The following is a 12,298-nucleotide window of genomic DNA, read 5'->3' as shown; positions in this document are numbered from 1 at the left end:
CTACCTTAGACATTTAATAAAGGAGGATCAGGCTGAATGAGTCTGCATTACGGAATGCTCAGGGAAGGAGATTAACGCCCATTGGAAACAAGAATAGGAAGCTAGAGATAACAGCACCAAATGATACAAGATATTAGCCTACATAGTGAAGCCGAGGAGTGAAAGTGATTTTGGGTGAAACCGAATATGAGAAGTGTCCGGAATGTGGGCACCAGATGAAAGTAAATCCAGGGTATGTCACCTGGTGTGAGAAGTGTAACTGGAACATTGACGAGGAAGAAGGAAATACGGTTGAGGAACCTCCTCATAAAGGACTAAAGAAAAAGTCCACTGACCGATTATTTGAAGAATTCAAATATAGCGTTGATCGAAGGCTTCCCTTCAACAAACAGAGGATATATACCTATCTGTTGGCAATCATCGTTCATGCATCAACTCTAGCTATTCTGGGTGTGGCCATCTTTTTCTATTCAACTCATTCCTCATGGCTATTTATATTAGCGAATGTTCTGGTACTACTCTGGATCACGATTATCTTACCTTATCGCAAGCGTTTGCCAGGTAGGGTAATTCGAAGAGGTGAGTATCCCGAATTATATGGCATGGTTGATGAAATTGGAGATCGTATGAATGTACCGCCTGTTGATATGATTATCCTTAATGAAGAATACGATGCATATGTACTGCATCTGAAAAGAAACAAGAGAGCCATTGTGCTCGGTGTTCCTTTTTTTGCAGCGTTAACACTGCAGGAGAAAATAGCAGTAATTAGTCACCAAATGAGCCACTTTGCTCACCCAAATATTTCAAACAGCTCATTGGTTGAGCGAGCCAGGCATGTGTTGAATTCGTGGTATGACACCGTAGATCCTCAAGGAAGTGGACTTTTATACTGGGTTGTATTTCCGCTCATCATACTTCGTCTGCTGTTATTTGCTATGATCAGCAGTATTTATGCATTGCTGATCAAAAGTATGCGGCAAGAGATGCATCGGTTATTCTATATTGCAGATCATGAGGCTTCAGAGACAGCGGGAAGTGAAGCAGTGGTGTCCCTGTTTCTAAAGTTTGAAATGGGAGGACTTTTTTCCCTTACTGCTGAACAGGTTGCGGAATATCAATATAATAAGGAACTGTATGACGAGTTCAGAAATCGGATTGCGGCTGTTCCAAGTCAGGAGATCCTTCGGTTTCAGCGTCTTCAGAAAATGCGTTATTCTGAAAATCGTTCTTACCATCCTCCGATGAAAAAACGAATTGATTTGATTCAGGAGCATTGGGTGATGGTTCCTGCGTACAGACCTGATCCAGCCACAGAACGAAGGTTTAACGAAGAGTTTCGTGATCTGGAACAACGTTCTCAGAGAATTCTGTTAAATGATCTGAGAGGCGCAGGGTAGCCGGGTTACTTCGTGTGGGGGACTTATATGAAAAACAAGGGCGCACCAGCCATAAGTATGGCGTGATGTGCCCCGGTTATGTTTTCGAGATAATCAACAGCTTAAGCCAATTTAAAGATCTTTTCGTTGAAAGTTTTTGCGTGGATGAGTAACTTTGCCGATTTTGTCGGTATCGTTCTCTTTGGGTACCAGGCGCTCATCCGTGCGGCCTTCATGATGATTGTCAAACATAAACTCGGTGAGTTTCCACTCCGATTTGCCCAGAACCGGATCAGCCGGGAAATGTTGACCACGGTGCAGGTGTTCCTCGCGTCCCGCTTCGTTGATGTAAACTCCATCGACTTCCACCTTTTCATGCGAAAGGGGCAGCATATCCTGTTCTTCGCGGTCCATGAAACAGCGCCTCCTTTGGATACCAGTAATTTAACTGTATGGGTTGTCCGTGATAATATCCCCCGAATAGTTCCGTGTTATGCTGGATAGAATTAATTCCGTACAGAAGGGGCATATTCATATAATATGATTCGGAATTAAACTTTTTGGGCGTAAAAACCGTTATAAATAATAAGTAAAATCGTCAAGTCGTAACATACTCCCGAATATGCTACAATAAGATTATGATTCAAACCGAATCATATCGGGTATTTATAGTGTCAGGTACTTGCTTTAAGCGAGGTTCCCGACCTAAAGCTTGCTTTAAGCCGCGCACACAACTTCATGGATGGCATTTAAGACTTATTCGGCGTTCTCTAAACGGAGCATTCACTTTCAACGTTTTGGGAGGGAATTACAATGGCAACGAAAGGTCACAATGAGGTCAAAGAAAGTTTGAGGGAAATGACTCGGATTTTCCGTCCTAAGGATCCAAAAAAATTCGTGAAGGAGTACGTGAGGAAATACCGGATTACGGGTGGATATGAGGAAGAATTGACTTCTGTGGTCGAGCACGAGCTTGTCAAGATGGATTCTTCCGTGTCCTGAAACACATCATTGAATTATACTGTTCCGATATGAATAGAACCGTCTCCCGGGCGATATGCTCCGGCAGGCGGTTTTTTTTGCTGTCCTGACATTTACTCGTGAAATGAAAGGATATGAGGCATTGCACCACTTTTGGGCTGTGTTGCATTCCTTCTGCATATACATGGAAGTACACATAGGCAGGAAGGATGAATGCATGTGGACCCTATTTTGAAAACGAGAGAAGAGATTGACTACATGCGGGAAGCAGGCCGGATCCTGCGAAGCTGCCACGAGCATATCGAACAATGGCTCACCCCTGGCATAACCACAGGTGAAATCGACAGACGGGTAGAGGCATTTCTGGCCGATCGAGGAGCCACACCGGAGCAGAAGGGATATAAGGGCTATCCTTATGCGACCTGTGCTTCAGTTAATGAAGTTGTCTGTCACGGCTTTCCGGATGATCGGGAATTGGCTGCAGGGGATGTTGTGACCATTGATATGGTGGTAAATAAGGATGGCTGGCTTGCTGACTCGGCATGGACTTACGGAATCGGAGAACAACGCAGATCTATTCGCAAGCTGATGAAACGCACGGAGAGGGCTCTCCATCGGGCTATAGCACAAGCCGTGCCAGGAAATACGCTGGGGGATATCGGTAACGCCATTGAACGGACTGCGAGATTGTACCGCTATGGCATTGTAAAGCCACTCATCGGTCATGGGATTGGTCAGTATATTCATGAACCACCCAATGTACTGCCTTATGGTAAACGCAGGACGGGCATGATGCTCACCGAAGGCATGGTTATTACAATTGAGCCCATATTTACGAGAGGTAGTTCTGGAGCCGTGTTCTGGGATGAAGATGGATGGACTGTCAGGACGGTAGATGGAACTTGGGGAGTCCAGTATGAACATACGATAGCGATAACCCGGGATGGACCGCTTATACTAACCGATGGAACGTAAGTCCTCTGACAGGGGAATTTGGTGTGTACAATTGGTAGTTTAGGAGAGAAGCTGAATTACAGGGTCAAGCGTCTAAGCCAGCTCATTGATGTGTATGAGAACAGAATGGAGTATTTGGCCCTGTAGAAGCTGGAAAAAAGGCAGCTGAGAAAAGCTTTATCTTTTTGCATAATACTGCATGTTTTTCATGTGAGAAAAGTCACTAATAATCCACGATAAATCACCGAAATATGGCAAATATTTTCAAATTAAGAGGTTTACATTTATAACTGAAATCGTTTGCAAACTAAGTTGTGGTGCGGTTTTTATACATAAGTGAACAATTTGTGAACATGTGTCCAAAGATTGACAAAATCATACCCTCAACTTATATTTAATAAGTGATTGAACCATATAGAATGAATTGGAAGAATGCGCAGACATGCCCTTGGAAGGAAATGAAGGGGGTTCTGGAAGCGTTGTTTTTGTAAGCGTTCTGTATGACGGACAGGATTATACGTATCGGGCTGAAGCGACATAATTGGGCTGAATCTTCGAGCGATAACGGTAATCTACGAAAATGTTAAAAAAGTGGGGTAGATCAATGATGAAACAGTGGCAGGTTGCAAAGCGAATTCTCCCCTTGCTGGCGGTGTTCTCTTTACTGCTATCCGCATGCGGGCGGGAAGACTTGTCGGTAATGAAACCTCAGGGTCCTGTGGCACAAGGCCAATATGATCTGATGAAGCTGTCCATTGCGATTATGATCGTGGTGCTCATCATTGTATTTGCCATTGCTGCGTATGTGCTGATCCGGTTTCGCAGGCGTGCCGGGCAGAATGAAGTTCCCGAACAGGTTGAAGGCAATTTCAAGCTAGAGGTCATTTGGACAGCCATTCCGCTATTGCTGGTTATTGTACTGGCCGTACCGACGGTTCAGACGATCTTTGCCCAAGGCGAAGATTTGTCCAAGGACAAAAATGCAATTCAGGTCAAAGTTACCTCACATCAGTATTGGTGGGAATTCACTTATCCTCAATATGATGTCACCACCTCTCAAGATCTTATCATCCCGACCGGCAAAAAAATCGCATTCGAATTGAAAACCGCAGACGTGCTTCACTCCTTCTGGGTGCCGTCTCTTGCGGGCAAAATGGACACAAACCCGGATGGAACAGTGAACAAATTTAGCTTCTCAGCTCCAAATGAAGGCGTTTACCGCGGGAAATGCGCGGAATTATGCGGAAGGTCGCATGCCTTTATGGAATTCAAAGTAAAAGCAGTCAGCCAGGAATCCTTTGACAGATGGGTCAATGAGATGAAAGCACCGGCAGTGCTGCCAGAAGACACACAACTTGCTGAAAAGTTCAAAACGAACTGTCTGTCTTGCCACGCAGTTGGCGATCAGGGCGGACCTGTTGCGCCGAATCTAACCGGAATCGGCGGCAAGGAAGCTGTGGCAGGTATCCTGCTGAACCAGCGTGAGGGACAGGAAGAAGGCAATCCGGTGCTGGATAACATGAAAGAATGGCTCCATGATCCGCAATCCGTGAAGCCAGGCAATACGATGCCGAATCCAAAAGATCTTGGACTTACGGATGAAGAAATCGACGGAATTGCCGAATATCTAGCCAACTACAAATTGGACTATGAATAGAACAGCAAGGACGAAGAAGGGGGTACACTACCTTGGCTCATGCTCATAGCGTCAAGCGGTACAGGGGCTTGATGGATTGGATCACCACCGTCGATCACAAAAAAATTGCGATTCTGTATTTAATAGCAGGTGGATTTTTCTTCGGAATTGGCGGGATTGAAGCGATTTTAATCCGGATTCAGCTGATGAAGCCGATGAATGATTTTGTATCGGCACAGGTCTTCAACGAATTGATTACAATGCACGGAACAACGATGATCTTCCTTGGTGTCATGCCAATCATATTTGCCATCATGAATGCTGTTGTCCCTTTGCAGATTGGTGCCCGGGACGTCGCCTTTCCATTTGTTAATGCACTGGGTTTCTGGACGTTCCTGTTTGGCGGACTGCTGCTCAACCTGAGCTGGATTATGGGCGGGGCGCCTGATGCAGGCTGGACGTCATACACGCCGCTCTCCAGTAGTGAGTACAGCGGGACCCATGGTGTGGATTTCTACACGATCGGTCTACAGATTGCCGGTCTAGGAACACTCATCGGGGGCATTAACTTTCTCGCCACGATCATTACGATGCGTGCACCAGGCATGTCCTATATGCGGATGCCGATGTTTACATGGACGACGTTTATCACATCAGCCATTATCCTTTTTGCATTCCCTGCCATTACGGTAGGATTAGTACTGCTAACATTTGACCGTATTCTGGGAGCCAACTTCTTCGATGTTGCAAATGGCGGTAACCCGGTACTCTGGCAGCACATTTTCTGGATCTTCGGACATCCGGAAGTGTACATACTCATCTTGCCAGCGTTTGGAATTATCTCGGAAGTTATTCCGACGTTTGCACGTAAGAGATTGTTTGGTTACAGCTCCATGGTGTTTGCAACGATCCTGATTGCCTTCCTGGGATTCATGGTATGGGCACACCATATGTTTACAACGGGTCTGGGTAATGTGGCCAACGCACTCTTTTCCATCTCAACCATGCTGATCGCTGTACCGACAGGGATCAAGATCTTTAACTGGCTCTTTACGATGTGGGGTGGACAGATCCGCTTTACGGCTGCAAACCTGTTTGCCGTAGGATTCGTTCCAACTTTCGTCATGGGTGGTGTCACAGGTGTCATGCTCGCATCTGCACCAGCTGATTTCCAGTTCCACGATACGTACTTTGTCGTGGCCCACTTCCACTACGTAATCGTTGGTGGCTTGGTTCTTGGATTGTTCTCGGGCCTGCATTACTGGTGGCCAAAGATGTTTGGTCGCATTTTGAGCGAAACACTTGGGAAATGGACATTCTGGACATTCATGATCGGTTTCCAATTAACGTTCTTCGTACAGCATTTTCTGGGTCTTATGGGGATGCAGCGCCGGATCGTTACATACTTGCCGAATCAGGACTTTGACCTGCTTAACCTGGTCAGCTCCGTTGGAGCATTCCTGATGGGTGTCGGGGTAATCATGTTCCTCGTGAACATCGTAATTACAACGAGAAAACCGGTGAATGCACCAAATGACCCGTGGGAAGATGGCCGAACGTTGGAATGGTCCATCCCGTCTCCACCACCGGAATATAACTTCAAGCAGACTCCGCTTGTTCGCGGAATCGATGCATATTGGAAGGAAAAGATGGCCGGACACACGGAGATGACACCGGCTGAACCGGTAGGTTCGATTCATATGCCATCTGCGACGCCGCTGCCGTTTGTCATGTCTGTCGGTATTTTCATTGCCGGACTGGGCCTGATGTTCAGCAAAGATGATTTCGGCAATGCCTTTATGAACGGACTATTCAATAACTATATCGTGGTTATTATCGGCCTTCTGATTACATTTGGAGCGATGGCACTGCGGTCACTTTATGACGATCATGGCTGGCATATCGAGCCGGAGGATCAGGATGAGAAGGGGGTTAGAACATGACAACTTCACATGCCGAACCGGTAAGTGGCCAATTGCCGCACGAACCGGAGAAAGCAACGCTGGAGGGACGTAATAAGCTCATTGGCTTCTGGCTGTTCCTTGGCGGCGAGACGGTATTGTTCGGAACACTCTTCGCAACCTTCCTGGCGCTTCGCGGCCAGACGAATGAAGGGCCATCGGCAAATGAACTGTTTCATCTGCCGCTTGTGGCAGCAGCTACCTTTATACTCCTCGTCAGCAGTCTGACAAGTGTATTTGCGATCCAGGCCATGCATCGGGGCAACCGAAATGCGTTGGCACTTTGGCTCGGAATTACGGTAGTGCTGGGACTTGGATTCCTCGGTATTGAAATTTATGAGTTCTATGAATATGTGGTGCACAAAGAGTTCGGGATGACCACCAGTGCATTCAGCTCCGCTTTTTACACATTGGTTGGATTCCATGGAGCCCACGTTGCATTTGGTATTCTGTGGATCGGACTTATTATCGGGCAGCTGTTCAGAAAAGGATTAACGGTCGTAACTGCACCAAAGGTATACGTCTCCGCAATGTACTGGCACTTTATTGACGTGGTCTGGGTGTTCATCTTTACGGTCGTCTACCTGCTCGGAAAGGTGGGTTAACACATGTCGGTACAGGATAAAAGTGGTCAACAACCTGTGAAACATCGTCACCGGACAGAAGGACCGCAGAAGCATGTCGTTGTGTTTATATTCTCCATCATCCTGACACTCATTGCGTTTGCAGCCGTTAAGGCAGGGGGCGTTAATACGTCCTTTACCATTATCCTTTTGGTGGTCATGGCCATTCTTCAGGTGTTTGTCCAGCTTGGATACTGGATGCACATGAAGGATAAGGGTCATCTGATGCCCATCCTGTTCATGGCTTTCGGATTTTTCGTAGCATTCACGTGCATTATCATGGCACTCTATTGGGTTTGGTGGTAAATGAGATGGCGGCGGCGCAGTGCCGCCGTCTTTTCCCCTTTTAGGCGATGGAATGGAAAGTTGGTTTCAGGCTATAACCAAATCAGGTCACCGGGAGGTTTCCCGTATGCTCGGGTTGCAATACTTTAGTTTTAATGATTTATGGAGTCCCTTAATTCTTGCATTATTTCTGCTCATTGCAGCTGTATATCTGTTTGTCGTAGGTCCGTTAAGTGAAAGGGTTACTGATGCAGAACCTGCTACTGCTGCTCAGAAAATCATGTTTATCATCGGTCTCGCCGTGTTCTACCTTGCCCAGGCTGGGCCATTTAATTTGCTGGGGCATGTTATGTTCAGCTTTCACATGGTAAGCATGGCTTTGTCTTATTTGGTTGCTCCACCTTTATTAATGAAAGGACTGCCGATCTGGGTATGGCGAAAAGTAATTCGGTGGCTGCCAGCAAGGCAGTTATCCTTTTTGGCTCATCCGATTGTCGCTGCATTACTCTTCAACGGATTATTTTCGCTGTATCATCTGCCTGTTGTCCATGATTATGTCATGCTTCATTTTACGGTCCACCGACTGTATTACGCGGTTCTCTTTATTACCTCCATGCTTATGTGGTGGACACTCCTTAATCCGCTGCCGGAGGCAAGACAGGCATCAGGGCTGTCTAAGATTGGATTCATCTTTCTTAATATGGTGCTGTTAACACCCGCCTGCGGCCTGATTATTTTTGCGTCCGAGCCATTATATGAAACGTATAGCAATCCTGCCGTATGGGCGGAAGCCATGAGATATTGCGTGTCGGGAGACTCTTCGGCATTATTGCGTACGTTCGGAGGTCCGGGCTTCTTCAACTTCCTGTCCTCCGCCAAGGAGGATCAGCAGGTGGGTGGTATTGTCATGAAATTTATTCAGGAGGGTATCTTCGTATCCATGCTGGCGTATGTTTTTTTTCAATGGTACCGCAAGGAAAAACGCGAAGATGATGATGATCCATATCCTGTAGAACGTTCAGGTGGACCGCTTAATCCTGCGAAATAAGCCTAGGTTATGTTCAGACAAGAGGGGGAACACACGATGGATATGCATTTTTTGCTGCCTACGATCAGTACTTCTTTCATTGTGATTAGTGCTGTACTGGTTGGGATTGGATGGGTATTAATTGTTCGCGGCAAAAAGGAGGCTCATCAATCCATGATGGTAGCGGGGGCCGTCGCGGCCCTGCTTTTCTTTATCATCTATATGTCCCGAACGATATTTGTTGGAAATACCGCTTGGGGCGGTGATCCGGAGATGGAGATCTTCTACCGAATCTTTCTGATTTTTCATATTATTCTCGCTACGGCAGCTGCGGTCTTCGGAATCTCTACTCTGGTGCTGGGATTCAAAAAAAAATTTGCTACGCATCGCCGCTGGGGACGGTTTACGTCCATGATCTGGTTCAGCAGCGCGCTGACAGGCGTCATAGTATATGTACTTCTGTATCTCCTGTATCCTGGCGGGCATACACGTCCCGTATGGGAAGTCATTCTCGGGGTGTAGAAAAACCAAATTCTTTGAAAATATGAAAAATGGATGAATCGATTTGTTCAATCGTCCATACCTTCTCTCGCATCCTTTCATAGAATGAGATCGAGAGGGGGGAAACAACAAATGAAAAAAACAGTTCAAGTCAGTCAAACGTATCCACGTCTCACGGTGTATTCAGAAGAGAACTACAGAGGAAGAAGCCGGATCTACCGTGGTAATACGGGTCTTCGCAATCTGGACAATATTCTGGATGGAGTAGAGAGCCTGCGCTTTTTCTCGACAAGTTCGAATGCAACGCTGGTTGTGTTTACGAGACCAAACTTTCAGGGTGGATTCCGCGTCTATCGTGGCAATACCAATCTGAGGGATTTGGATGATCTGATTCGCGGTAATGATGTGGAATCCCTGATCTCCACCAATCAACGGCTGACACTGGCCCAAATCCGTGCCATCCGCAGTAATCGCAGTTTGCCAAGCGGCTACAATTTAGTGTAAAAGATTGACCTCTTCTGCATACAGGTGCCGGAAAATTGAAAGAGTTGATTCCGATTTGTGTTCGCACAATATCGGAGTCAGCTCTCTTTTTTTTGTTTACCTGCACATTTGCAGCTCAAAGCTGAACGATCACAGTGGGATCCGCCGTGCTGTCTTCCTTTCATATCGAATCATCTCCATGCGTAAGGGAATAAATTTCCTGTTATATTCCTGATTCAGGAAAAAAAGGGTTGACGATACGAAGTGAAGGTCTGTATACTGTGTATATTGATATATACAGTAAACACAGTGAACACAGCTTGCACAGTAAAGCGTGAGATGGAAAGGCAGGCAAAGTTATGAACAATTGGAAGCAGGCGTGGTGGCTTACCCGCAGCGAATGGAGCAAGGATCGTCTTCAATGGTTATGGTCTGCAATGTTTATGATCTACGTTGGAGCTATGGGTGGTGTCATGTTACATGGACAGAGGGAGGAAAATGTGCTTAACACAATTTCCGATTCCTACTTCATGCTGATGATTCCATTTCAAGGATTTATCTTTTCCAGACGTTCTTTTCGCTACATACAAGAAGATTCGTATACACAAATGCTGACCTACTATCGCAGACTTCCCATCTCGGCAGAGACCGTCATGTGGGGACGCATTCAGCAGGCATTGCTGGCCTTTATCTATAATGGCATATTCTACTATGGCGCATTGTATGTCTCCGTGATGCATCTGGAAGGATTCCGATGGGATCAATATCTAGCTTTTGCCCTAACCTGTACAGGATATGGGGTTCTGATCACAGGGTTTTATATCTTTGGGGAATTTTTACACACAGGCAAAAAGTATTTGTTAATCAGCATGCTGTTTATACCTGTGATTGTCCTCATTGCGGTCATTATTCGAATCATGGGTGGAAACGGAATGCGATATGCCGTAGAGATCAGTAAAACCTGGGGGTTGTTATCACCTTTCATGTGGGGTTCGTTAATCCTAGGTTTTGCAGTATTGTGGTTGCTTAGTCGCATCACACTAAGGAAATTAGCGAAGCGAGATTTGAGTTGATGGTAGGTCAATATAGAACGACATCGAGGATGACCGGCACTATCGTGCAAGTGAACTGAAGTGTACGCGAGGGTGAGGTGCAGGGCTTGAATATACCGATTCAAATTAATGAGAACAGTGCTGAACCTTTATATCACCAAATTGAAAACCAGCTAAGATCTTTAATTATAACGGGTCAATTGGGGGAGGGAACGCATTTGCCGTCCATTCGCGAATTTGCAGGATCGTTGAACTGCAGCGTGATTACTGTTCGCCGGGTCTACCAGGATCTGGAGAATGAAGGATTGCTTCGAACGAAGCAGGGTACTGGGACGTTTGTAGCCAAGGTTGAGGCAGGAGATCGGGAAACTTACAAATTGACAGCAGCAAGAGAGGCGCTGCAGGCAGCTGTGCTTTCAGGTAAATCGGTTGGCTGCAGTGAAGAAGAAATGGCAAGGTTGTTCCAAGAGATTCTGCAGTTGATCTACTATCCGAAATAAGGGGTGAGTAAACATGGAACCACTAGCGGTTCAGCTAAACGGTGTATCCAAGATGCGCAAGCGTAGAATCATTGGCCCGATTGATCTCGAAATTCCCGAAGGATACGTGGTCGCCATATTGGGACATAACGGTTCGGGAAAGAGCACGCTGCTGAATATGCTTCAGCGGGTCGTCCTACCGGATTCCGGTCAGATCATGTGGTTCGGTCAGCATTACGAAGGCGAACTTCCCACAGAACTGAGAGAGCATATTGGCTTTGTTGCAGATGGTGGAGGTTCGGAAGAAGACAATATTACCGCTGTTGAAGCTGCCAGATTCCGGGCACATTGGTATACCCGTTGGGATGCGAAGCTGTTCAACCAGCTAATGGATGATATGGACGTTCCCTATGATGTGAAACTGAAGAAGTTGTCCAAAGGAGAACGGCGCAAATTCGAAATAGCAGCAGCGCTTGCGGCGCGGCCGAGATTGCTCCTGCTGGATGAACCTTCATCAGGACTAGATCCGTTTGCCTGGAAGGTCATGGTTGAGCAGTTCCGCAATTTCATGGCGGATGGGGATACCACCATTTTGATAGCAACACATATTGCAGATGAAGTGAAGCGTTTGGCTGATTACATCGTACTGATGCACCGGGGACAATCGCTTGGAATGGCGGAGAAAGATGTCGTGCTCGACCAGTGGAGGGAAATCTGGTACGAAGGCGATCTTAGACCTGAAAGTATTCCAGGTGTAGTTGAGTCGAAGCAGGAGGATGGTGCCATCCGGGTGATTACGACCCGCGTAATTGAAGCACAGGAGAGACTGGAGCTTGCGGGTAATCGCATCATGAAAATCCGAAACCTGGAGCTGGATGAAGTGCTGCAATATTGGATTGCGGGGTATGCTCCGACACTGTGGAGATAAACGAAGGAG

At 46.5% G+C, this 12,298-nt stretch carries 14 protein-coding genes; 13 read left to right on the top strand and 1 reads right to left on the bottom strand.

Annotated features, from left to right (window positions below; translation table 11 throughout):
* The first annotated feature begins 170 nt into the window (after nt 1-170).
* Complete coding sequence (locus ABGV42_RS18415) at nt 171-1,400, top strand: M48 family metallopeptidase (protein ID WP_347382929.1); 1,230 nt, start codon at nt 171-173, stop codon at nt 1,398-1,400.
* Nucleotides 1,401-1,511: 111 nt separating this feature from the next.
* On the opposite strand, the gene ABGV42_RS18410 is transcribed toward ABGV42_RS18415, so the two are convergent.
* Complete coding sequence (locus ABGV42_RS18410; RefSeq protein ID WP_347382928.1) at nt 1,512-1,793, bottom strand: transposase; 282 nt, start codon at nt 1,791-1,793, stop codon at nt 1,512-1,514.
* A gap of 399 nt (nt 1,794-2,192) precedes the next feature.
* On the opposite strand from ABGV42_RS18410, the gene ABGV42_RS18405 reads away from it, so the two are divergent.
* From ABGV42_RS18405 to ABGV42_RS18350, 12 genes are all read left to right on the top strand, one after another.
* A complete protein-coding gene (locus tag ABGV42_RS18405; protein ID WP_017690840.1) occupies nt 2,193-2,381 on the top strand; it encodes a hypothetical protein in 189 nt (62 codons plus the stop codon).
* A 192-nt stretch (nt 2,382-2,573) separates the two neighbouring features.
* On the top strand, nt 2,574-3,335 hold the full coding sequence (gene map / locus ABGV42_RS18400) for a type I methionyl aminopeptidase (protein WP_347382927.1): 762 nt from the start codon (nt 2,574-2,576) through the stop codon (nt 3,333-3,335).
* Nucleotides 3,336-3,918: 583 nt separating this feature from the next.
* Nucleotides 3,919-4,971 carry a cytochrome c oxidase subunit II gene (gene coxB, locus ABGV42_RS18395; RefSeq protein WP_347382926.1) on the top strand — a complete coding sequence of 351 codons (1,053 nt, stop codon included), beginning with the start codon at nt 3,919-3,921 and terminating at the stop codon, nt 4,969-4,971.
* A 71-nt stretch (nt 4,972-5,042) separates the two neighbouring features.
* Nucleotides 5,043-6,893 carry a cytochrome c oxidase subunit I gene (ctaD, locus tag ABGV42_RS18390; protein ID WP_431523657.1) on the top strand — a complete coding sequence of 617 codons (1,851 nt, stop codon included), beginning with the start codon at nt 5,043-5,045 and terminating at the stop codon, nt 6,891-6,893.
* On the top strand, nt 6,890-7,516 hold the full coding sequence (locus tag ABGV42_RS18385; protein WP_347382924.1) for a cytochrome (ubi)quinol oxidase subunit III: 627 nt from the start codon (nt 6,890-6,892) through the stop codon (nt 7,514-7,516). Before ctaD ends, ABGV42_RS18385 begins: the two co-directional genes overlap by 4 nt.
* Before the next feature lie 3 nt (nt 7,517-7,519).
* Entirely contained in the window at nt 7,520-7,840 is a 321-nt protein-coding gene (locus ABGV42_RS18380; protein WP_347382923.1) for a cytochrome C oxidase subunit IV family protein, read from the top strand.
* A 106-nt stretch (nt 7,841-7,946) separates the two neighbouring features.
* On the top strand, nt 7,947-8,867 hold the full coding sequence (gene ctaG / locus ABGV42_RS18375) for a cytochrome c oxidase assembly factor CtaG (RefSeq protein ID WP_347382922.1): 921 nt from the start codon (nt 7,947-7,949) through the stop codon (nt 8,865-8,867).
* Between the two features lie 36 nt (nt 8,868-8,903).
* Nucleotides 8,904-9,368, top strand: coding sequence for a DUF420 domain-containing protein (locus ABGV42_RS18370; protein ID WP_347382921.1), 465 nt, complete (start codon nt 8,904-8,906; stop codon nt 9,366-9,368).
* 111 nt (nt 9,369-9,479) lie between these two features.
* Nucleotides 9,480-9,851: a hypothetical protein gene (locus tag ABGV42_RS18365; protein ID WP_347382920.1), complete on the top strand. Its 372-nt coding sequence runs from the start codon at nt 9,480-9,482 to the stop codon at nt 9,849-9,851.
* A 338-nt stretch (nt 9,852-10,189) separates the two neighbouring features.
* A complete protein-coding gene (locus tag ABGV42_RS18360) occupies nt 10,190-10,903 on the top strand; it encodes a hypothetical protein (protein ID WP_347382919.1) in 714 nt (237 codons plus the stop codon).
* 86 nt (nt 10,904-10,989) lie between these two features.
* Nucleotides 10,990-11,382: a GntR family transcriptional regulator gene (locus ABGV42_RS18355; RefSeq protein WP_347382918.1), complete on the top strand. Its 393-nt coding sequence runs from the start codon at nt 10,990-10,992 to the stop codon at nt 11,380-11,382.
* Nucleotides 11,383-11,395: 13 nt separating this feature from the next.
* Nucleotides 11,396-12,289, top strand: a complete 894-nt coding sequence (locus tag ABGV42_RS18350; RefSeq protein WP_347382917.1) for an ATP-binding cassette domain-containing protein — start codon at nt 11,396-11,398, stop codon at nt 12,287-12,289.
* Nucleotides 12,290-12,298: the final 9 nt, after the last annotated feature.

Origin of the sequence: Paenibacillus pabuli, from assembly GCF_039831995.1 — a bacterium.
Classification (GTDB): Bacteria; Bacillota; Bacilli; order Paenibacillales; family Paenibacillaceae; genus Paenibacillus; species Paenibacillus pabuli_C.
Note: the sequence above shows the minus strand (reverse complement) of the source record. Positions and strands in the feature narration are given on the sequence as shown.

Coding starts and splice junctions, on each gene's coding strand:
- ABGV42_RS18410 (WP_347382928.1), bottom strand. CDS start 1,793: ATGGACCGCGAAGAACAGGATATGCTGCCCCTTTCGCATGAAAAGGTG.
- ABGV42_RS18405 (WP_017690840.1), top strand. CDS start 2,193: ATGGCAACGAAAGGTCACAATGAGGTCAAAGAAAGTTTGAGGGAAATG.
- map (WP_347382927.1), top strand. CDS start 2,574: ATGCATGTGGACCCTATTTTGAAAACGAGAGAAGAGATTGACTACATG.
- coxB (WP_347382926.1), top strand. CDS start 3,919: ATGATGAAACAGTGGCAGGTTGCAAAGCGAATTCTCCCCTTGCTGGCG.
- ctaD (WP_431523657.1), top strand. CDS start 5,043: ATGGATTGGATCACCACCGTCGATCACAAAAAAATTGCGATTCTGTAT.
- ABGV42_RS18385 (WP_347382924.1), top strand. CDS start 6,890: ATGACAACTTCACATGCCGAACCGGTAAGTGGCCAATTGCCGCACGAA.
- ABGV42_RS18380 (WP_347382923.1), top strand. CDS start 7,520: ATGTCGGTACAGGATAAAAGTGGTCAACAACCTGTGAAACATCGTCAC.
- ctaG (WP_347382922.1), top strand. CDS start 7,947: ATGCTCGGGTTGCAATACTTTAGTTTTAATGATTTATGGAGTCCCTTA.
- ABGV42_RS18370 (WP_347382921.1), top strand. CDS start 8,904: ATGGATATGCATTTTTTGCTGCCTACGATCAGTACTTCTTTCATTGTG.
- ABGV42_RS18365 (WP_347382920.1), top strand. CDS start 9,480: ATGAAAAAAACAGTTCAAGTCAGTCAAACGTATCCACGTCTCACGGTG.
- ABGV42_RS18360 (WP_347382919.1), top strand. CDS start 10,190: ATGAACAATTGGAAGCAGGCGTGGTGGCTTACCCGCAGCGAATGGAGC.
- ABGV42_RS18350 (WP_347382917.1), top strand. CDS start 11,396: ATGGAACCACTAGCGGTTCAGCTAAACGGTGTATCCAAGATGCGCAAG.